General features: G+C 74.8%; 19 protein-coding genes. 9 read left to right on the forward strand and 10 right to left on the reverse strand.

Annotated elements, in window-relative coordinates; genetic code table 11:
• Positions 1-72 precede the first annotated feature (72 nt).
• On the forward strand, positions 73-1545 hold the full coding sequence (locus ACFEMC_RS04610; RefSeq protein ID WP_380174051.1) for a malate:quinone oxidoreductase: 1473 nt from the start codon (positions 73-75) through the stop codon (positions 1543-1545).
• On the opposite strand, the gene ACFEMC_RS04615 is transcribed toward ACFEMC_RS04610, so the two are convergent.
• Complete coding sequence (locus ACFEMC_RS04615; RefSeq protein WP_380174053.1) at positions 1529-2434, reverse strand: beta-1,6-N-acetylglucosaminyltransferase; 906 nt, start codon at positions 2432-2434, stop codon at positions 1529-1531. The two genes, ACFEMC_RS04610 and ACFEMC_RS04615, sit on opposite strands and share 17 nt — an antisense overlap.
• 115 nt (positions 2435-2549) lie before the next feature.
• Here ACFEMC_RS04615 and ACFEMC_RS04620 point away from each other — a divergent pair, with 115 nt between their 5' ends.
• Genes ACFEMC_RS04620 through ACFEMC_RS04630 form a run of 3 tightly spaced genes read left to right on the forward strand, consistent with a single transcriptional unit; the run spans position 2550 to position 4499 of the window.
• A complete protein-coding gene (locus ACFEMC_RS04620) occupies positions 2550-2987 on the forward strand; it encodes a YdeI/OmpD-associated family protein (RefSeq protein ID WP_380174055.1) in 438 nt (145 codons plus the stop codon).
• Between the two features lie 5 nt (positions 2988-2992).
• Entirely contained in the window at positions 2993-3487 is a 495-nt protein-coding gene (locus ACFEMC_RS04625) for a methylated-DNA--[protein]-cysteine S-methyltransferase (RefSeq protein ID WP_380174057.1), read from the forward strand.
• Positions 3488-3512: 25 nt separating this feature from the next.
• Positions 3513-4499, forward strand: a complete 987-nt coding sequence (locus ACFEMC_RS04630; RefSeq protein WP_380174059.1) for a GNAT family N-acetyltransferase — start codon at positions 3513-3515, stop codon at positions 4497-4499.
• Between the two features lie 5 nt (positions 4500-4504).
• Here ACFEMC_RS04630 and ACFEMC_RS04635 read toward each other — a convergent pair whose 3' ends face one another.
• Positions 4505-4996, reverse strand: a complete 492-nt coding sequence (locus ACFEMC_RS04635) for a low molecular weight protein-tyrosine-phosphatase (protein ID WP_380176596.1) — start codon at positions 4994-4996, stop codon at positions 4505-4507.
• Positions 4997-5139: 143 nt separating this feature from the next.
• On the opposite strand from ACFEMC_RS04635, the gene ACFEMC_RS04640 reads away from it, so the two are divergent.
• Positions 5140-7398: a peptidase M6 gene (locus ACFEMC_RS04640; RefSeq protein WP_380174061.1), complete on the forward strand. Its 2259-nt coding sequence runs from the start codon at positions 5140-5142 to the stop codon at positions 7396-7398.
• Between the two features lie 78 nt (positions 7399-7476).
• Here ACFEMC_RS04640 and ACFEMC_RS04645 read toward each other — a convergent pair whose 3' ends face one another.
• The 8 genes from ACFEMC_RS04645 to ACFEMC_RS04680 form a co-directional block, all read right to left on the reverse strand.
• Complete coding sequence (locus ACFEMC_RS04645; RefSeq protein ID WP_380176598.1) at positions 7477-9150, reverse strand: sodium:solute symporter family protein; 1674 nt, start codon at positions 9148-9150, stop codon at positions 7477-7479.
• 20 nt (positions 9151-9170) lie between these two features.
• On the reverse strand, positions 9171-9470 hold the full coding sequence (locus ACFEMC_RS04650; RefSeq protein ID WP_380174063.1) for a hypothetical protein: 300 nt from the start codon (positions 9468-9470) through the stop codon (positions 9171-9173).
• Positions 9471-9635: 165 nt separating this feature from the next.
• Positions 9636-10958 carry a methyl-accepting chemotaxis protein gene (locus tag ACFEMC_RS04655; RefSeq protein WP_380174064.1) on the reverse strand — a complete coding sequence of 441 codons (1323 nt, stop codon included), beginning with the start codon at positions 10956-10958 and terminating at the stop codon, positions 9636-9638.
• On the reverse strand, positions 10955-11356 hold the full coding sequence (locus ACFEMC_RS04660) for a hypothetical protein (protein WP_380174066.1): 402 nt from the start codon (positions 11354-11356) through the stop codon (positions 10955-10957). Before ACFEMC_RS04660 ends, ACFEMC_RS04655 begins: the two co-directional genes overlap by 4 nt.
• A gap of 61 nt (positions 11357-11417) precedes the next feature.
• A complete protein-coding gene (locus tag ACFEMC_RS04665; RefSeq protein ID WP_380174068.1) occupies positions 11418-12962 on the reverse strand; it encodes a glucoamylase family protein in 1545 nt (514 codons plus the stop codon).
• 195 nt (positions 12963-13157) lie between these two features.
• Complete coding sequence (locus ACFEMC_RS04670) at positions 13158-15473, reverse strand: hypothetical protein (protein WP_380174070.1); 2316 nt, start codon at positions 15471-15473, stop codon at positions 13158-13160.
• A 23-nt stretch (positions 15474-15496) separates the two neighbouring features.
• On the reverse strand, positions 15497-16144 hold the full coding sequence (locus ACFEMC_RS04675; RefSeq protein WP_380174072.1) for a response regulator: 648 nt from the start codon (positions 16142-16144) through the stop codon (positions 15497-15499).
• Positions 16132-17346 carry a sensor histidine kinase gene (locus ACFEMC_RS04680; RefSeq protein WP_380174074.1) on the reverse strand — a complete coding sequence of 405 codons (1215 nt, stop codon included), beginning with the start codon at positions 17344-17346 and terminating at the stop codon, positions 16132-16134. Before ACFEMC_RS04680 ends, ACFEMC_RS04675 begins: the two co-directional genes overlap by 13 nt.
• Before the next feature lie 133 nt (positions 17347-17479).
• Between ACFEMC_RS04680 and ACFEMC_RS04685 the strand changes: the two genes are divergently transcribed.
• From ACFEMC_RS04685 to ACFEMC_RS04700, 4 genes are all read left to right on the forward strand, one after another.
• Entirely contained in the window at positions 17480-17683 is a 204-nt protein-coding gene (locus ACFEMC_RS04685; protein ID WP_380174075.1) for a hypothetical protein, read from the forward strand.
• A gap of 106 nt (positions 17684-17789) precedes the next feature.
• On the forward strand, positions 17790-18800 hold the full coding sequence (locus ACFEMC_RS04690) for an SDR family oxidoreductase (RefSeq protein WP_380176600.1): 1011 nt from the start codon (positions 17790-17792) through the stop codon (positions 18798-18800).
• Positions 18797-19138, forward strand: coding sequence for a hypothetical protein (locus ACFEMC_RS04695; protein ID WP_380174077.1), 342 nt, complete (start codon positions 18797-18799; stop codon positions 19136-19138). Before ACFEMC_RS04690 ends, ACFEMC_RS04695 begins: the two co-directional genes overlap by 4 nt.
• Positions 19135-20937 carry a glycoside hydrolase family 15 protein gene (locus ACFEMC_RS04700; protein WP_380174079.1) on the forward strand — a complete coding sequence of 601 codons (1803 nt, stop codon included), beginning with the start codon at positions 19135-19137 and terminating at the stop codon, positions 20935-20937. Before ACFEMC_RS04695 ends, ACFEMC_RS04700 begins: the two co-directional genes overlap by 4 nt.
• The last annotated feature ends 3 nt before the right edge of the window (positions 20938-20940 follow it).

Raw genomic sequence — 20940 nt, forward strand, 5'->3', positions numbered from 1 at the left:
CACCGCCCGGGCGGCGTCCCACCCCCCACAGGTCGTAGCCTCTGGTGGTCCACAGGTCGACGATGAACGAGGGTGAGCCCGGTGCCCGCAGCGAACCGCTACGACGCAGTTCTCATCGGGGGCGGGGTCATGAGCGCCACCCTCGCGACGATGATCGCGGAGCTGGAGCCGGACTGGTCGGTCCTGGTCCTGGAGAAGCTCGACACCGTCGGGGCCGAGAGCTCGGACATGTGGAACAACGCCGGGACGGGTCACTCGGCCCTGTGCGAGCTGAACTACACCCCGGCCAAGGCGGACGGCACGGTCGACATCGCCAAGGCCGTCACGATCAACGAGCAGTTCCAGGCCAGTCGGCAGTTCTGGTCCCACCTCGTCGAGAAGGGCGTCCTCGCCTCCCCCGGCGACTTCATCAACGCGGTCCCGCACATGAGCTTCGTGCGGGGCGGGGACGTCGACTTCCTGCACGCCCGGTTCGAGGCCCTCTCGAAGCACCCGCTCTTCGCCGAGATGGAGTGGGCCGACGACCACGCGCGCATCGCCGAGTGGGCGCCCCTGCTGGAGGAGGGGCGCGGCACCTCCGAGCGCGTCGCCGCGACCCGCTCGCGCAACGGCACCGACGTGGACTTCGGCGCCCTGACGAAGCAGCTGTTCGCGGGGGCGGCGAAGGAGGGCGTCGAACTCCTCACCGGCCACACCGTGAAGGACCTGCGTCGCCGGGGTTCCGGCTGGACGGTCGTGGGGGAGAGTTCCGAGGGCAGCTTCGCCGTCGCTACGCCGTTCGTCTTCGTCGGGTCCGGCGGTGGCGCCCTGCACCTGCTGCAGCGCAGCGGGATCCCCGAGGGCGAGGGTTTCGGGGGGTTTCCCGTCAGCGGTCAGTGGCTGCGCTGCACGAACCCCGAGGTGATCGCCCGGCACGGCGCCAAGGTCTACGGCCAGGCCGAGGTCGGGGCGCCGCCGATGTCGGTGCCGCACCTGGACACCCGCTACTCCCACGGCGAGAAGGCCCTCATGTTCGGGCCCTACGCCGGGTTCTCGCCGAAGTTCCTCAAGCAGGGGTCGTTCCTCGACCTGCCGCTGTCGGTCCGGCCGCACAACCTGCTGCCGATGCTGGCGGTGGCGCGCGACAACGTCTCGCTCATGACCTACCTCGGCAAGCAGATCGTGCAGTCGATGGACCAGCGCCTCGACGCGTTGAAGGTGTTCTACCCCGACGCGCGCGCCGAGGACTGGGAACTGCTGACCGCCGGACAGCGCGTGCAGGTCATCAAGAAGGGTCCGCGCGGCGGCGTCCTGCAGTTCGGCACCGAACTCGTCCACGCCGCCGACGGCTCGGTGGCGGCCCTGCTCGGCGCCTCCCCGGGGGCCTCGACCGCCGTCGACGTCATGCTCCGCCTGCTCGCGCAGTGCTTCCCGGCCCACCAGGACGCCTGGCGCGACCGGCTGCGGACGATGGTGCCCTCCTACGGCACCAAGCTGTCCGACGACCACGACCTGCTGACGAAGACGCTGGCCCGCACGGCCGACGTCCTCAAGCTGGCGGCCTGAGGGACGCGCGCGCGAGCGCGTCGACCGCGGCGTCGACGCGCCGGGTGAACCCGTCCTGCACGGCGGCGACCTTGCGGGCGAAGGGCGCGCCGCTCGCCACCGCCGCGTCGGCGTCGTCCGCCGCGAGCACCCGGGGGTGGGCGGACGCCACCGTCGGGAAGACCGTGAACGACGTGGCGCCCGCGACCGTCCGCAGGTCCGGTCGCGCGGCCAGCACCGAGTGGACGAACGCCTCGTCCGGCAGGAGCGTCGTGGCGAACCAGCCGCCGACGTCGGGGTCGGACGCGGCCTCGGCGACGGCGGTGAGCGCGGCGCGGGACAGCACGCACCAGAACGACCCCTTGACGTAGGGCAGGGGCGGGGGCTCAGGACGTGGGTGGTGGGCGACCCACGTGCGCCCGCCCGCGCGGTCCACCCCGCCGGGCAGCGGGAGGCGTCGGGTCGCGCCGGCCAGCCCCGCCCAGACCGGGCCGAGGACGTCCTGGGCCGGCAGCACGTGCCAGCACGACCGCCAGCGCCCGGAGTGGTCCCGGGGGTCGCGGCGCAGGACGGCGTCGACGCCGACGAGCCCGGACTCCCAGACCGCGAGGTCGGTCACCGGGTGGTCCTGGCCGGAGACGAGCACGACGTGGTCGGGGTCCCACAGGCGCTGGGCGGTGGTGAGGGCCTCCACGGCCGCCGCCGTGAGCGACCAGTCCCCCCACTGCACCCGGACCTCGCTGCGCAGCAGCGCGATCCCCAGGTCGGCCGCGTCTGCGTCGGACAGCAGCGTCCCCGCCGACCGGACGAGCACGTGCGCCAGCGGGGACAGCTGCCGGACGCGGCGCACCCGGGCCGCGACCTCGGACGGACCGGTGTGGGCCATGACGACGTACGCGACGCCACCCATGCGAGCGTGACCTTCCCCCGGGAAGTCCCCACCATCGGGGACGAACTGCGACACGATGCACCGCGGACGACGCCTCGTGCAACACGGGGTGACTGTGACGTGACGGGAGGTTGATGTGCCGGTCTTCACCACCACGCTCGGCCTGCACGGCAAGACCGCGACGGGGCTCGAGGTGCCGCCGGAGGTCCTCGAGGAGCTCGGCGGGGGCCGCCGTCCCGCGGTCGTCGTGACGCTGGGCGGACACACGTACCGCACCACCGTCGGCGTCATGGGCGGCCGCGCGCTCGTCCCCGTCAGCGCGCAGGAGCGGGCCGCGGCGGGCGTCGCGGCCGGCGACGTCCTGGAGGTGGGTCTCGAACTCGACACCGCCCCCCGCACCGTCGAGGTGCCCGACGACCTCGCCCGCGCTCTCGGCGACGCCGGTCTCCGGGCGGCCTTCGACGCGCTCTCGCCGTCGCAGCGCAAGGCGCACGTGACGTCGGTCGAGGGCGCCAAGGCCGAGGCGACGCGGGCCCGGCGGGTCGGGAAGGTCGTCGCGGGGCTGGCCGGCTGACGGACGTGACGGTCCGCACCTGGGGGGTCCTCCCGTCGCCGCTCGGGGACCTCACGGTCGCTCGCACCGACCGGGGTCTGGCCGGCGTCTGGTTCGCCGACCACCGCGGCGGGGCCCACGTCGACGCCGGGGACGAGCGCGACGACACGGCCTTCGGGGACGTCGCGGGTCAGCTGGCGGAGTACTTCGCCGGCGGGCGCACCGCGTTCGACCTGCCGCTCGACCCGCCCGGGGACGCCTTCAGCCGGCGCGTCTGGCAGGCGCTGACCCGGATCCCGCACGGCACCACGACGACGTACGGCGAGATCGCCCGCACCCTCGGCGGGGTCGGTCACTCCCAGGCCGTGGGTCTGGCCAACGGCCGGAACCCGCTGTCGATCGTCGTGCCGTGCCACCGCGTCGTGGGGCGCGACGGCGACCTCGTCGGCTACGCAGGCGGCCTGTGGCGCAAGCGGTTCCTCCTCGACCTCGAGCAGTCGGCCGACGAGCGGCTGTTCTGAGCGGGGTTCTGCGAGGCTGGGCGGTGTGCTGCCCGGACTGACCTGCCGACCGCTGACGACCGACGACGTCCCCGCCTGGGCCGAGCTGCTCGACCGCGCCGCCGCCGTCGACCGCCCGCACGTGCGCGACTCCCCGGAGTGGTTGCGACGCAGCCTGACCGCGGACGGTTTCGACGCCGGCGCCCAGAGCCTGGCCGGGGTCGACCCCGACGGTGTCCTGCGTGCGGTCGCCGTCGTGGAACTGCGGCTGGGCGATCTGGAGCACCTGCGCCTGCCGTGCGACGGCGTCGTCGACCCCGCCTGGCGGGGGCGGGGCGTCGGGCAGGCTCTGCTGGCCTGGGGGGAGTCGGCGGCGCGCGACCGCGTCACCCGGCGGCGCCGGGAACTCGGCCGAGAGGTCACCGCCGACCTGCAGGTGTGGGCCGCCGACCACCGCGACGACGTCGCCCGGCTGTGCGCCCGCGCCGGTCTGACCCCCCTGCGGTACTTCAGCACCATGCGGCGCACGCTCCCCGAGGGGCAGGAACCGCCTGCGCCGCAGGTGCCTGAAGGGTTCCGTCTCGTCAGGTTCGACGACCACGGGACGGCCGGGCTGCGCGACCTGCACAACGCGGTGTTCGCCGACCACTGGGGGTCCCAGCCGCTCACCGAGGCCGACTGGGAGCGGTTCGTCGTCGGCAACCCCGACTTCCGGGCCGCGTGGAGCTTCGGGCTGCTCGACCCGGAGGGGGACCTCGTCGCCTACGCCAACGTCTACGCCCACGAGTCCGACTGGCCGGCCCTGGGGTTCGCGCAGGCCGACCTCGGGAACCTCGGCGTGCGGCGGGACCACCGCGGGCGCGGCCTGGCGCAGGTGCTCCTCGCGGCCGTGGCGCGGCGGGCGCGCGAGGTCGGGACGGCGGCCGTCAGCCTTGACGTCGACAGCGAGAACCCCTCCGGCGCGGTCGGTCTGTACGAACGCGCCGGGTACGTGCGGGTGCACGGCGACGTCCTGCGCGCGAAGGCGCTCTGACCCGCCTACCCCAGCAGGCGGCGGACGTGCTGCACGACCTCGTCCGCCGCGGCCTCCACCTGCGCCAGCGTGCGCTCGAAGTCCTCCCGGCCGCCGTACCAGGGGTCGTCGATGTCGAGGTCCGACTCGTCCGCCACGGTGTCGACGTCGGGGGCGGACGGGTCGAACGAGCGGTACATCCGCACCCGGTCCGCCGACGCCTCGTCCGGCGCCTGCGTCCGCAGCCACCGCGCGTGCCGCGACGTCATGGCCAGCAACAGGTCCCGGTGGGCGATCTCCTCCCGCGTGACCTGGTGGGCCCGGTGCCGGGGCACCTCGTAGCCGTGCTCGCGCAGGACGCTCGCCGCCCGCGGGTCCACGGGGTTGCCGTGCTCCTCGTCGGAGATGCCCGAGGAGTCCACGACCACGCGCTCGTCGAGACCGGCCGCGCGGAACCGGTCGCGCAGGACGACCTCGGCCATGGGGGAGCGGCAGATGTTGCCGGTGCAGACGGTCATGACGCGCAGCGGTTCGGGGCTGCCGGGGTCGGTGCTCACCTCGACAGTCTGTCGAACTCGGGGGCCGCCGACCCTTGTGGGGCGGCTGTGAGTGGTGGAAGCTCACGCTGAGCACGCACCGTTCGACCACGGAGGAACCTCGCATGGGGATGAACCCACGGCGCGGAGGGCTGTTCGCCCTCGCCGCGCTCTCGGCGACGGCCCTCGCCGTCCCGGCCACCGCGGCGTCCGCCGCACCCGCCCCCACCCCGGCCCGGCAGAACGTCCCCACGGACGTCCGGCTCGTCGACGGCGACTACAAGGGCGGTGCGCCGCTGCCGTTCACGGCCACCGCCGCCGCGAAGCTGGGGGCCGCGCCGGACGCCCGGGGCCGCAGCACGTTGTCCAGCCCGCAGGCCGACTCCGACGGCTCCGACCTGCAGGTCGGCGAGCAGAAGGACTGGCTGTCCCTCATCGACGGCGGCGTCACCCCCGACGGCGAGGAGGTCACCGGCGGCATCGACGTGCGCGGCTACACGCTGCGCGGCCTGGGCGACCACATCGAGGTCTGGGTCGCCGACGACCTGAGCTTCCCCGACGGCGACTGCCGCAACGTCCTCGACGACGGGGCCCTGACCCAGGTCACCGACGAGCAGGCGCAGACGTTCGCCGACGAGTTCGACGAGAACGTGCTGCCGAAGGAGTCCGAGGCCTTCTCCGTCGCGCCGGACCGCGACGGCACGAAGGGCGTCATGGGCGAGGTGTTCCCCGACGCCGGCTACCCCGAGGACTACTGGGTGGGCAAGGGCGACCGCACCGTCGCGCTCATCGACAACGTCCGCGACCAGAACTACTACGACCCGACGAACGTCAACGGTCGCACGTACATCGCCGGGTTCTTCTTCTCGACGTTCAACGAGCTCCTCGACCGCAACGTCATGACGATCGACGGGTTCGACTGGCTCCACCGCACCGGCACCAACCCGCCGGACGACTCCGCCGACCCCGACTACCTCGCGTGCGCGGACTACCTGGGCCGGCCCGGTCTCGGTGAGGCGAGCCCCCGCACCTACGAGGGCACGTTCGCCCACGAGTACCAGCACCTGCTGGAGTACTACGCCGACCCCGACGAGGTGAACTGGGTCAACGAGGGCCTGTCCGACTGGGCGCAGACCCTCGTCGGCTACGTCGACCCGAGCATCCCGCTGGACGACCCCGCGGCCGACAACCACCTCGCGACGTTCTACGGCTGGAACCCGCAGGAGAGCTTCGGCGGCCCGGAGCAGTCCCTCACCCAGTGGGGCGACCAGGGCGACCCGGAGACCCTCGCCGACTACGGGGCCACGTACGCGTTCATGTTCTACCTCTACGACCACTTCGGTGGTGAGGAGTTCATGAAGGCCCTGCACAACGAACCGGACAACGGGCTCGTGGGGCTGCAGACGGTCCTGGACCAGACGGGTCACCGCGTGAAGGCGACCGACGTCGTCCACGACTTCCTCGCCATGAACGCGGTCGACGCCGCGATCGACGACGGGGCGAAGGTCAAGCGCGGGAACGCGGGCCGGCTCACCACGTCGTCGCTGTCGGCCAAGATCAACTGGGACACGCCGCAGGCCTACGACTCGCCCGGGGCTCCGGTCAACGGCGCCGACTACGTGCGGCTGCGCAACCTCGACGGCTGGCTGACCGACGGTCTCGTCGACTTCACGGGGGCGAAGAACTACCCCGTCGCGCCCGTGGAGTGGACGGCGGAGGACGGCAAGCTCGTCTCCGGCAGCGGTGACAACCTCGACCGCGCCGTCGTCCGGACGTTCGAGGTCCCGGCCGCCGACCCGACCGTGACGCTGGGCCTCGACCTGGACACCGAGGAGGGCTACGACTACTTCTACGTCCAGGTCTACGACACCGTCACGGGCACGTGGGTGAACCTGCCCACCGAGGGGGCCGACGAGACCACCGGTGGCCTGTCCGGCACGTTCCAGGGGGAGAAGACCTTCGACGCCTCGCAGTTCGCGGGCCAGACCGTCGACGTGGCCCTGCGCTACGTCACCGACGGCGGCGTCTCGAACCCGGGTGTCACGGTGACCTCGGTGAGCGTGGGCGGGAACCCGGTGGCCGACGCCGGGGACCTGTCGACGTGGAAGTCGCTGACGCAGGCCCACCCCGTCCCCGTGGCGGGCTGGACCGTCCAGCTCGTGGGGTACGACGACGAGAAGGTCTCGGTCGTCAAGCTGCCGGTCGTCTCGACGCCGTGGGGCTGGAAGACGGTGACCCCCGTCAAGCTCGCCCTGGGCTTCCGCCCCGACGTGGCCGCCGTCCTCGTCACCGCGGACGACCCGACGGAGACGGCGCCGGGCTACGCGCCGTACCAGCTGTTCGCCAACGGGGTGCTCCAGCCCGGCGGTGGTTCGGGCGCCTGACACCCGGCACCCGACAGCACGAGGGCCCCGGAACCGCGACGGTTCCGGGGCCCTCGTGCGTCCGGGGCTGCGGGTGGGTCAGACGACCGCGAACACGACGTAGCCGGCGACGGCCAGCGTCAGGACGATGGCGGACAGCACCGTCGGGTTGCGGTACCAGCCGGCCTCGCGCGGGACCGCGCGGACCTCGGCCGGGGTCAGGCTCCACACCAGGCCCCGCAGGTCCGCCTCGGGCCGCGGGGTTCCCCCGCGGGAGATCAGCCAGCCCACGAGGACGGCCACGACGGTGGCGACCCCGCCGCCGAGGAAGCTGGACCCCTGGCCGGACAGCGAGAGGACGCCGACCTGGTTGAGGACGAAGACGAACACCGCGCTCACCGTGCCCGACAGCAGACCCCAGAACCCGCCGTTCCCCGTCAGCTTCTTCCAGAACAACCCGAACGCGAACACCGCGAAGAGGGGGACGTTGAAGAAGGAGAACAGCGTCTGGATGTAGTCCATGATGTTCGTGAACCCGGCGGCGATGAACGCCGTGCCGATGGCCAGCGCCGTCCCGACCACCGTGACCAGCCGACCGACCTTGAGGTAGTGCGCGTCGTCGCGTCCGGGCCGGAGCCAGTCCTGCCACAGGTCGTAGGTGAACACCGTGTTGAACGAGCTGACGTTGGCCGCCATGCCGGCCATGAACGCGGCGAGCAGGCCGGCCAGCGCGACCCCGAGGAAACCGCTGGGGAGCAGCTCCCGCAGCAGCAGCGGCACGGCGTCGTTGTAGGTGGCGTCGCTGGGCAGTCCGCGCTTGAGGCTCTCGATGCCCGGGATGAGCACCGCGGCGACCATGCCCGGGATGATGATGACGAGCGCGATGAGCACCTTGGGGATCGCGGCGATGAGCGGTGTGCGCTGCGCGGCCGAGGCGTTGCGGGCCGAGAACGCGCGCTGCACCTCGGTGAAGTTCGTCGTCCAGTACCCGAAGCTCGTGACGAACCCCAGGCCCAGCACGACGCCGAAGGTGGACCCGATGGACGACCCGATGCCGGTGAGGTCCTGGCCCGGGAACGCCTGCAGCATGTTCCCGTCGCCGTTCGCGGTGAGCTTGTCCACCAGGCCGTCCCAGCCGCCGACGCGGTGGAGACCGACGAGCGTGATGGGCACCATCGTCACGACGATGACGAAGAACTGCAGGACCTCGTTGTAGATCGCGGCGGACAGGCCGCCGAGGAAGGTGTAGGCCAGGACGATGACGCCGGCGACGACGATGGCCAGCCACGTCGGCCAGCCCAGCAGGGCGTTGACGACGATGGCCATCGCGTAGAGGTTCACGCCGGCCAGCAGGATCGAGGCGATCGCGAACAGCAGCCCCTGCAGGCGCTGGGTCTTGGCGTCGAAGCGGCGGCCCAAGAACTCGGGCACGGAGCGGACCTTGGACCCGTAGTAGAACGGCATCATCACCAGGGCGAGGAACACCATCGCCGGAATCGCGCCGATCCAGTAGTAGTGGAACGCCTGCTCACCGAACTGCGCGCCGTTCGCGGCCTGGCCCAGCAGTTCCGTCGCGCCCAGGTTCGCCGAGACGAACGCCAGGCCCGTGACCCACGCGGGCAGGCTGCGGCCGGAGAGCAGGAAGTCCAGGCTCGAGGAGACGCTGCGCCGGGCGATGAGGCCGATGCCCAGGACGATGAGGAAGTAGAACGCGACGAGCAGGTAGTCGATGAGGTGGGCGTCGATGCGCAACGTCCCCGTCGCGGCGGCCATCGTGCCGGCGAAGGCGGCGCTCACGCGTCCTCACCCGCCGTCGCCTGGTCCGCGTCCGCGGTGCTCTCGGCCGGGTGCAGCGGACGCAGCAGCGTCCAGCCGACGAACACGGCGGCGAGCAGCAGCATGCCGATGCCGGTCCAGAGGTTGAGGTTGACGCCGCCGGTCTTGGCGCGGTCGGCGTCGGTGAAGGAGACGAGTCCCCAGACGAGGCAGACGACGCCGTAGACGGCGAAGAGGCCTCCGATGACGGTGCGGATGTCGAAGAGGACGTCAGCCTTGCGGCCGGACGCGGGGGTGTCGGGGTGTCGTGCTGACACGGGATCTCCAGGGACGGGCGATGGTTGTGCCCGAGCACTCTTGCATGAGGCAACCACCTTGGCGAACGCGGGTCCCGCGGACGGGTGACGGCACGCCTCGCCCCGCGCGGTCCGGGCGCGCCGGCTCCGCGGGACCCGTGAGGGGGTGCGGTGGGGGGTGGTGCGTCAGCGGGCGGGGGCCGCCGGGATGGCGGAGCGGAGCCGGTCGACGAGCGCGACGAGGGCGGGCGGGGCCGCCGAGCTCGTCGTGTCGAACACGACGCCGAGCTCCCACGCGCCGGCGGACCCGGTCGCCCGCGCGACGGCCCCGGCGAGGTCGAGGGTCCGGCCGCCGTCGGGCCAGAGCACGACGACGCGGGTCCCGACGCCGATGCGCTGGGGCGTCTCCGTCGCCACGCGCGCGCCCCCGAGTCCGAGGTCGAGGACGGTCGCGGGGTTGTCGCTTCCGTCCACCCGCAGGGCGACGGCCTGACGGCAGGGGAACCGGTCGACCCGTCGCCGTTCCATCGTGGCGGCGAGGTCGCTCATGCTGCGGGCGCCCTCGACGGCGGCGGCGACCGACCCCTGCAGCGCGACGAGGGCGCCGCGCTGGGTGTCGGCGACCGAGCGCAGGCCTTCGGCGGCCTCGTCGATGCCGGCGATGCGGTCCTGCACGGCGCGCAGGCTGCGCAGCACCGCATGGGCGTTGGCCTGCACGGCCGCCACCGTCTCGGTGATCTCGTGCGTCGACCCCGCCGTCTTCGCCGCGAGGTCCTTGACCTCACCGGCCACCACGCGGAAACCGTCGCCGGCCGCCCCGGCCCGCTCCGCTTCGATCGTCGCGTTGAGGGCGAGCAGCTTCGTCTGACCGGCGACCTCGGCGATGACGGTGGCCATGGACCCGACCGAGCGCAGCGAGTCCTCGAGCGCGGCGACGTCGTGGTCGGCTTGTGCGGCGCGTTCGAGGATCTCCCGCGTGGCGGTCGTCGCGGCCAGCGCCTTGTCGTCGATCACGTCCGTGGAGGACTGCACGCTCGCGACCTGGCCCTCGACCTCCGCGAGGCGCTCCACGATCGCCGAGCTGGAGTCGTCCACGACCTCCTGGGCCCGGACGCGGGACTGCCGCTCGGTGAACTGCAGTTGCACGAACGCGCCGCGGACCTGCTCCTCGAGGCGGTCGGTCGCGGCGTCCTCGGCCTGCGCCGCCGTGGCCACCAGCTCGGTGTGCGCGGCACGCAGGGCCGCCTCGGCGCGTTCGGCGCGGACGGCGGACCAGGCCAGGGCGCACGTGCCGGGGAGGACCGCGAGGCCCGCGGCGGCCGCGAACGCGGTGGACCACCCGCCGTCGGTGAGCAGGTGCCCACCCGTGAGCACGGCCGCCGGGGCCAGGGCGGCGACCGCGCGACCGAGGGAGCCGTGACCGCCGGCGACGGCGAGGAACGGGCGCAGCACCGCGGGCGCCTGCCCCGCGGGTGCCGACGGCGTGGTCGGCGTCTCCTGCGACGTCATGCCACCCCTCCCGTCACGGCCCGTGCGACCGGCGGTCGCCGATCGTCCTGGAGAACCATCGGCCGGTGCGTGGGTCCGATTGAACGTCTCAGGGGAAGCCGGTCAGGGACGTGTCGAGGAGGACCCGCCAGGAGGGCGTGGCAGACGCGGTGGGCCATCTCGGCCAGCCCGGCTCCCGACAGCGCGGCCAGCGTGGCGGCGGCGAGGACCAGGCCGGCCCAGGGAGTGCCGTCCGTCGCCTGCCAGACCGGGACGGTGCCGACCCCGAGCACGACGGCGAGCCCGAGCCCGCCCACCGCGGCGGACCGCAGCGGGGCCAGCCGTTCCAGCAGGGCGGTGCGCGTTCCCGCGTCGGCCTCGGTCCACGCGGGGGGCCTCCCGGCCGGCGACTGGTCCACGCGAGCATCCTGGCCCGGCGGCGCCGGTGCCGCCGGGCTTCGGGGGAAGTGGGGCCCGGTGTCAGCCGCGGGTAGCGAAGACCTCCTGCTGCATGAGGGGTCGCAAGGTGCGGGAGAACTCCGCCCCGACGTGGCGCCGCAGGACGTCGCCGCCCAGGGCGTTGCCGAGGGAGGCCATGACCATGCCCTGGTCCAGGGCGAGGAACCGGTCGGAGACGCGGCCGCTGCGGACCGCGATCGCGTCGAGGAAACCCCCGTCGGTCGTGCAGTCGAAGTCGGCGGCGAGGTTGCGCAGGTTCTGCACGGCCTGGTCCGGCGCGTACCGCAGCGCCAGGAACGAGGCGTGCGGGGTGACGACGCCGTCCCCGTAGGAGGTGGGGGCGGGGGAACCGGGGCGGCAGCCCTCGAAGGCCTGGTCCACCGTCGTGCGTTCCTCGTCGGACGTGTACCCGGGGCCGTCGAGGCCGAGCTGGTCGACGCCGTACTCCCGGTACCCGCCGGCGGGGTCGTTCGACGGCGAGGAACCCCAGTACCCGTACCCCGCCTCCTGCATCCCGTGCTCGATGTGGCACTGCACGTAGAGCGGGTGGTTGCGCCGCCACGACCGCGCGCCCCACTCGTCCTCGGGGACGAGCAGCGGGACCATGAGCGCTTCGAACATCGACCCGCCCCAGGTGGGGACGACGAGCTTGCCGCGGTAGGGGAGTGCCCCCTCGAACATGCGGACGCCGCCGTAGGTGCGCCAGGAACCCTGCGGCTCCGTCTCGGTCCAGGAGTAGTCGCAGGAGTCGTCCGGGAACGTCCGGACCGGACCCCAGTAGTGCTCCGGCGGGATCTGGCCGGCGGCGATGCCGAGGTAGGAGGCGATGCGGGGTTCGGTGTTGAACGCGCCGTAGTGGTGGCCGGTGTACCAGACCGGGTCGCCGCCGCGGTAGTTCCCGACGACGGCCGCGTCCTCGTCGGGGTCGACGTCCCAGAAACCCCCGCGCAGCTGCCCGCCGGGGGCGTTCTCGGCCGCGTCCCAGGAGAACCCGAAGTCCATGCGGCAGCGCAGGTCCCGGGCCTGCCGGCGCAGCGACGGCTCGGCGCGCTCGACGACGAGGAGCGCGGCGGCGAGCCAGCCGTTGTCGACGGAGGACAGGAAGGATTTGACGACCTCGCCCGACGTCGGGAACTCGGTGAGCTTCCGGCCGTCGGCGGGGTCGTACCAGTTGTAGTACATGCCGCTCTGCTCGTGCCGTTCCAGCCCGGCGATCGACTCCAGCGTGCGGGCGAGCCGGCGCTTCGCCTCGCCGCGGTCCAGCAGGCCGAGTTCGCGGGCCGCGACGGTGGACCACAGGCCGCAGCCGATGTTCGTCGGCGACGTCTGGTGCCCGCGCGAGGCAGTGGACAGGTCGGCGCCGATGTCGTCGGCGGCCAGACCGGTCGCGGGGACGGTCAGCGCGTCGAGGCAGCGCCAGGTCTGCTCGGCCCAGGTGCGCAGCTCGGGGGCCGGCCGCCGGGGGGTGGCGCCGGCGCTGGGGACGGCCGTGGCGAGCGCCCCGGAAGCGAGGCTCCCGGTGAGGAACGTGCGGCGGTGCATCGGGCTGGTCAGCGGGGTGGGCATCGAAGCTCCCGGAGGTCGTCGGCGGTGACGTCGCAGCGATGTATGCGCTTACTGCGCAGCCCAGCCTGCCCCCGCCCTCCCCTCCCGTCAACCCCACCCCACGTCGGGATGACGGGTGGAAAACACACTTTCCGCCCTCGGAAAGAGATGTCCGGGGGCGGAAAGTGTGTTTTCCACGCGGGGTGAGGGCTGGGGTCAGGGGAGGCGGACGCCGGCGCCGCGCATCTTCTTCTTCGTGCGCTGCACCGACTCCTTGAACGCCCGCAGCACCTTGGTGCCGCGACGGCGGTAGCCCAGCAGGTCCATCGCCGCGTCGAGGACGGTGGCGTCGGCCGCGGTGACGCCGAGGTCGGCGTAGGCCAGGGCGACGGCGGCGTCGATCGCGGCGGGCGGGGTCTGGTCGATGTTCGGGTTCCCGCCGTCGAGGGCGGTCACGAAGTCGGTGACCGCGCGCTGCGCGTCCTCCGCGGACCCCAGGCCCTTCGGGAACGACTCGACCGGCACGGGGGCGGCGAGGACGGGGGGCACCGGGGCCTCCTCGACGACGGGCGCGAGCGAGCGCACCTCCTCGGCGAGCGCGCGGGCCTGCGCGCGCGGGTCCGCCGACCAGTCCGCCATCCGCACGAGGCGGTAGCTCAGCCCGGTCGCCCGCGCCCGCGCCGGGCGGACGACCTCGCGGTCCTGGACGCGCCAGGACGCCAGCGCGTCCTCCAGGCCCAGCAGCAGGCGGGCCCCGCCGTCGCGCAGTTCCCGTTCCGCGGGCAGGTCCGGCGCGGTGGGGACGACGTCGACGCCGGCGGCGACCAGGGCGGCCGTCACCGCGTCGGCGAGCGTGGTCGGCTGCGGGGTGAGCGCGAGCGGCACCGGCGTCACGGCGCGGGTCGCCCGGTCCCACGCCGACGCCCCGTCGCCGCCCGTCCCCAGCAGGACGAGCTGGCGGGCGGCACCCGCGAGGTCGGCGACGCGCGCGGCGTCGAGGCGGTGGGCGTCGTCCACGACGAGCACGTCCACCGCGGGGACGTCCACCTCCGGCCCCGGGGCGTCGCCCGCCGAGGCGACGACGACGGGGCGGGCGCGCGCGCCGGACAGGGCGAGCTGCAGTTCCCGCGCCGAGCGCGCGCGGCGCTGCTCGTCCAGCCGGCGGAACTCCTCCGCGACGCGGCCGACGGGAGCCCCACCGGGCGTCGACGCCTCCAGGGCCGCCCGCCAGTGCGTCCCCTCGACGAGCCGGGCGACGTCGGCCGTGCTCGACCCCGCGGGCACGGCCGCGGCGAGATCGGTGAGCCCTTCGGTCGCGACGGCGGCGCGGTCCCGGCGCGACAGCACGGCACGGCCAGCCCGGCGCACCCGGTCGGCGAGCTCACCGAGCCGGTCCAGCTCCGGATCAGTCGGGACGTCCGGCAGCACCTCGGCGACGGCGCTCAGGCTGCGGCGCACCGGTTCCAGCAGTTCGGCGAGCTCGGCGCGCGACGCGGCGGGGGCCGGCGCACCGCCCAGCACGGCGGCCCAGTCCCGCTGCAGCGCCCCGAGGGCCTCGACGTCGCCGGAGCCGAAGGACGCGCCGTCGTGGCGCAGCGCCGCGAGCCGCTTGAGCTCGCGCCGCCGCTCGCGCTCCTCGGCGGACAGCAGGGACCGCGGCTGCCGCGCGAGGACGGCCGCGGCCTGGTCGAGGTCGGTGCGCAGGGCGGCCGGGACGTAGGTGCGCAGCGCGTCGTCGACGCGGCCCAGCAGCGGCAGCGCGGCCGCCACGTCGCCGGCCGTCCGCGGCCGCCACCCGGTCTCGGACGTCAGTCGCTGCACGAGGCCGGCCAGCCGGTCCAGCCGGTCGGGGAGCCGCTCGAGGTCGGCCGCGACGGCGGCGAGGCGGTCGTCCGGCACCCCCCGCAGCGGGTCCTCGCCCGCGGTGCGGGCCCGGTCCAGGAGGTCCACGACGCGCGCCCGCTCGTCGGCGGACCACGTCGCGGCGGCCGGCAGCAGCGGCGGGTGCAGGTGCTCCGCGCGCAGCGCGGCGAGGCCCGCCACCTGCTCCGAGCGGCTCGCCCCCGCCTGCCCGCCGGCGGAGAACCAGGCGCGGTGCCGGGAGTCGAGGTCGCGCAGCAGCGTCAGCCACCGGTTCGGGTCCGCGGGCGGCAGGTCCGCACCGCGGCGGCTGGGGTCCTCCGGGACGTCGGCGAGGAGGTGGCCCAGGCCCAGGCGGGCGAGTTCCGCGCGCGCCCCGTCGGTCGACGCACCCGGCACGAGTCGCACCGACCGGCCCGCGGCCGCCAGCGCGGCGAGCAGCCCGGCCAGCAGCACCGGGCCCTCGGACCCCACGTCGACCACCACCGGCCCCCCGGCCAGGGCCAGGTCGGCGACCAGCTGGTGCCGCGAGGTCGCCGTCTCGGGCAACAGGGACACGCTCGCGGGGGCGGGCGGCACGGGCACCGGGGAGACCGGGGACGGCGCTCCGCGCAGGACGGCGACGACGTCCTGGTGGCCGGCGCCGGCGGGTTCGAAGGGTGCGGTGCTCACGCGGCGAAGCTACCCGGTGCGGCTCAGCCCACCCGCAGGTAGCGCAGGACGGCGCTGACCCGGCGGTCAGCCTCGTCCGTGGGGGCGAGGTCGAGCTTGGCGAAGATGCTCCGGATGTGCTTGTGCACGGCGCCGTCGGAGACGACCAGCCGGGCCGCGATCGCCGAGTTCCCCAGGCCCTCCGCCATGAGGCCCAGCACCTCGCGCTCGCGGGCCGACAGGCGGTCGAGACCGGCGTCGGTGCGGGTGCGGGTGAGCAGCTGGGCGACGACCTCGGGGTCCACCGCGGTGCCGCCGGCCGCGACCCGGTGCAGGGCCTCGAGGAACTCCTCCACGCGGCCGACCCGCTCCTTGAGCAGGTAGCCGACGCGCCCGGCGCCCCCGGCCAGCAGGTCGGTGGCGAACGCCTGCTCGACGTAGGCCGACAGGACGAGGACGGCGAGGTCGGGGTGGGTCCGGCGCGCCTGCACGGCCGCGCGGATCCCCTCGTCGGTGTGGGTCGGGGGCATCCGGACGTCGACGATCGCCACGTCGGGACGGTGCTCGTCGACGGCCGCGAGGAGGGCGTCCGCGTCGGCGGCGGTCGCGACGACGTCCAGACCCTCCGCCGCCAGCAGCAGGGCCAGGCCCTCGCGCAGCAGGGCGTCGTCCTCCCCGATCACGATCCGCACGGCAACCGCACCTCCACCCTCGTCGGCCCGCCCGGCGGGCTGGTCAGCTCCAGCGTCCCGTCGAGCGCCTCCACCCGGCGCAGCACCCCCGTCAGCCCCGACCCCGCACCGGGGTCCGCGCCACCGCGGCCGTCGTCGGCGACGACGACGTGCAGGTGCTCGCCCCGCCGCCGCAGGGCCACCGACGCCGTCCGTGCGCCGGAGTGCCGGGAGACGTTCGTCAGGGCCTCGGCGACGACGAAGTACGCCGTCGCCTCCACCGACGCGGGGCACCGGGGTTCGACGGCCACCTCGACCCGGCAGGGAACGCGGCAGTCCGCCGCCAGGCCGGAGACGGCGGCGGCCAGTCCGCGGTCGAGGACCGGCGGGAGGATCCCGCGCACGACGGCGCGCAGTTCGGCGAGGGCCTCCTCGGCCGCGGTCTGCGCGCGGGCCAGCAGGTCGTCGGCGGTGGCGGGGTCGCGCGGCACGGCGCGACGGGCCGCGCCCAGCAGGACGCTCACCCCGACGAGGCGGTTCTGCGCCCCGTCGTGCAGGGACCGTTCGATGCGCCGCAGTTCCGCGGCGTGGGCGTCCAGCGCCGCGGCACGGGTGGCCGTGAGTTCCGCGACCCGCAGGGACAGGTCGACGTCGGCCGGCGGACGCAGCAGCGCGCGGCTGAGCCCGGACTGCGCCCGCGCCAGCAGCGGCAGGCCGACCAGGGACAGCAGCGCCCACACCGCCCCGAGGCCCGCGACGGCCAGCGCGTCCGGCCACGCGGCGACGGTCCACCACCACGGCGAGGGGTCCTCACCGGCCGGGACCAGCCACCACCAGAGGGGGAAGGACAGGTCGCGGACCGCGTACACGGGCAGCAGGACACCGGCGAAACCCAGGACGAGCCCCGCGGTGGCGTGCGGGAGCAACCAGCGCACGTCCCTGCGCCACAACGGGTCCGCCACCGCGGCCCGCAGGCGTTGCGGGCCGGGCCCCCACGTCGGGGAGCCCGTGCGGGTGCGTTCGGCGTCGGCGAGCCGGCGGACCCCGCGCGCCGCGGACGGGACGAGCAGCAGCCCGATCCCGACCGGCAGCAGGGCGAGGACCACCACGAGCCAGAGCGCCAGGAGCGCCGCGGTCAGCGCCGTGCCGAGCCCGCGACCGAGGTCGAGGAAACCCGTCCGCGCGCGGACCAGCCGGGCGCGCCCCGTTGCTGTCGTGGTCATCGCCTCGACCGTAGCGACGCCGTGCGGCCGTTGTCGGTACAGCCAGCACCACCTCGGGACGGCAGGACGCGGGATGTCCCGGGTGCGTCCCGGCGGGCGACGGTGGTGGCTCACCCGAACCGAGGAGGACCCCGTGGACGAGCAGCACCTGGAACCGCAGCAGCGCAGCACCTTCCGAGCCGGCAGTTGGATCCTGCTGGTCGTCGGGCTGGTGGTGAACGTCGCCGGCTCGCTGGGGCTCCTGCCCCTGGCTGTCGGTGTGGCCGGCGGGGTCACCGTCGCCGTCGCAGTGGCCGGGCTGGTCCGGTCCCGGCGCCGGACGCGCGCCGGATCCTGAGAGTTCCCCGTCTCGACCTGCGGCCCCGCGGAGCCGGGGGCACGCTGCAGACGTGTCGAACCCCGCCGCCCCCGTCCACTCCCACGACGACGACGAACTGCTCGCCCTGCAGGCGACGCCCTCGCGGCGGGGGGTGGCCGTCGTGACGGGCGGCTCGGCCGGCCTGGGACGTGCGGTCGTGCGCACCCTCGCCGACCGCGGCTGGGACGTCGCGGTGCTGGCCCGGGGTCGCGACGGACTGGCGGGCGCGGTCCGCGACGTGGCGGCGGCCGGTCGCCGCGCGGTGGGCGTGCCCTGCGACGTCTCCGAGCACGAGCAGGTGGAGGCCGCCGCCGACCGGGTCGAGGAACTCCTCGGCCCGGTCGAGGTGTGGGTGAACGACGCGATGACGAGCGTGTTCTCGCCGTTCCTGGAGACCGCGCCCGAGGACTTCGAACGGGCCACGCGGGTGACCTACCTGGGTTTCGTCAACGGGACGCGGGCGGCGTTGCGCCGCATGGTCCCGCGGGACCGGGGGCAGGTCGTCCAGATCGGTTCCGCCCTGGCGTTCCGCGGGATCCCGCTGCAGGCCGCCTACTGCGGGTCCAAGCACGCGATGGTGGGTTTCACCGAGAGCGTCATCACCGAACTCCTGCACCAGGGCAGTTCCGTCCACGTCTCGATGGTCCACATGCCGGGGATGAACACGACGCAGTTCGGGTGGGTCCGCACGACGCTGCCCAAGCACCCGCAACCCGTCGCGCCCATCTACCAGCCCGAGTCCTGCGCGGCCGTCGTGGCCTCCGTCGTCGACCGGCCGCGCCGGAACACCTGGGTGGGCGAACCCACCGTCGGGACGATCCTGGGGAACCGGACCGTCGCGCCGTTGCTCGACCGGTACCTCGCCAAGACCGGGATCTCCGGCCAGCAGACCGACCAGGACGCCTCCACGATGGTCGGCGAGAACCTCTACGAGCCGGTCCCCGGCGACCACGGCGCGCACGGGGAGTTCGACGACCGGTCGTGGCGTTCGAGCCCGCAGATCTGGACGCTCCTGCACCGGCGCGTCCTCGCGGGTGCGGCGCTGGGAGCAGCGGCGCTCACGGCCGGCCTCCTGGCCCGCGGGGCGCGACGGTGACCGGTCTCGCGCTGGCCCGGGCGGGCTGGGGGACCGCGCTGGTCACGGTCCCGCACCTCCTCCTGCGCGGCGTCGGGGGACCTGGTGCCGCCGACGACCGGGCCGTCGCCGTCGCCCGCGTGCTCGGGGTCCGCCACCTGGTGCAGGCCGCGCTGACGTCCGCCGTCCCGGGTCGGCGGGTCCTGCTCGCCGGGTCCGCGGGCGACGTCGCGCACGCCGCGTCGATGCTCGCGCTGGCCCGGTGGGACCCCGTTCGTCGTCGGGTCGCCCTCGTCGACGCCGCCCTCGCCCTCGGGTGGGGGACGGCGTCCTGGGCCGCTGCCACGGGCGCCCGGTGAGCGGCGCGGCCGAGACGGGCCCCGGGCCGATGGCGCACACCCTGCGGGAGTACGCCCTGCTCGCCGACGGGGAGCGCGGCGCGCTCGTCGGGCCACAGGGTGACGTCGCCTGGATGTGCGCTCCGCGGTTCGAGGACCCGGCCGTGTTCTCCGCGCTGCTCGGCGGCCGCAGCCGCTACCGCGTCGCGCCCGCGCAGCGGTGCGTGTGGGGTGGCGCCTACGAACCGGCGACGCTGGTGTGGCGCAACCGGTGGGTGACGGACGACGGCGCCGTCGTCCAGTGCCGCGACGCGCTCGCGCTGCCCGCCGACCCGGACCGCGCGGTGCTGCTGCGCCGCATCAGCGTGCTGCGGGGACGCGCCCGCGTGGTCGTCGACCTCGATCCCCGGGCGGGGTTCGACCGCGACGGCGTGCACGGGGAGCACCGCGGCGACGACGGGACGTGGACGCTGCGGACCGGTGACCTCGGCGTGCGTTGGACCGGGGCGGCCGGAGCGTCCCGCAGCGGACGCCACGGCGGGCTCACGACGGTGGTGGACCTGGCCGCGGGGGATGAGCACGACCTCGTGCTGGAGGTGGGGACGGGGGACCCGCAGCGGTGGGCGGCGCCCGTCGCCGCGTCCGTGCGCTGGCAGGAGACCGAGGCCGAGTGGGCCGGGCGCGTGCCACGGCTCGACGGCGCGTGGTCACCGCCGCAGGCGCGGCACAGCCTGGCCGTCCTGCACGGCCTGACGAGCGCGGCGGGGGCGATGGTCGCGGCCGCCACGACGTCGTTGCCCGAACGGGCCGACGCCCACGAGGACTACGACTACCGGTACGCCTGGGTGCGCGACCAGTGCTACGCGGGCGTCGCCGCCTACGCGGCCGGCGACGACCGGTTGGGGGACAGCGCGACCCGGTTCCTCACCGACCGGCTGCTGGCCGACGGGGCGCGGCTGGCGCCCGCCTACACCGCCGACGGCGACCCCGTCCCCGGACCGGGACGGGTCGAGCTGCCGGGGTACCCCGGCGCCGACGCCGGGACGGGCAACCAGGTGCGGACGCAGTTCCAGCTCGACGGCTTCGGCGAGGCGCTGCAGGTGTTCGCGACCGCGGCCCGCAGGGGGCGGCTGGACGAGGACGGCGAGCGGGCCGCCCGGGTCGCGGTCGACGCGATCGCGCAGCGGTGGCGGGGGCCCGACGCCGGGATCTGGGAGCTCGAAGCCCGGCAGTGGACGCACAGCAAGCTGGCCGTCGTCGCGGGTCTGCGGGCCTGGTCCGCGGCGTCGCGCGCCGCCTCGCCGGCGCGGCACCGCGACACGTCGCCGCTGCTCCTGGCCGACCAGGTCCTCGCGGAGGCGACCCGCACCGGTCTGCACCCCAGCGGCCGCTGGCAGCGGGCCGCCGACGACGACAGGGTCGACGCGGCGCTGCTGCTGGCGGGGTTGCGGGGCGCCGTGCCCCTGGACGACCCCCGGACGCTGGACACGCTGGCCGCCGTGCAGTCCGAGCTGAGCCTGGACGGGTACGTCTTCCGCTTCCGCCACGACGCCCGGCCGCTGCCGGAGGCCGAGGGAGCGTTCCTGCTGTGCTCGTACTGGACGGCGATGACGGAGGCGCAGCTCGGGCAGCCCGTCAGCGCCGTCTCGCGGCTGGAGAAGGCGCTCGCCGCCGCGGGGCCGCCCCAGCTGTTCAGCGAGGAGTTCGACCCCGAGCAGCACCAGCTGCGGGGCAACCTCCCCCAGGGGTTCGTGCACGCGCTGGCCCTCGAGGCCTGTGTGCGGATGCCCGACCTGCTGGCGGGACGACCGGCCGGCTGACCG

The organism is Kineococcus sp. DHX-1, from assembly GCF_042473625.1.
Classification (GTDB): Bacteria; Actinomycetota; Actinomycetes; order Actinomycetales; family Kineococcaceae; genus Kineococcus.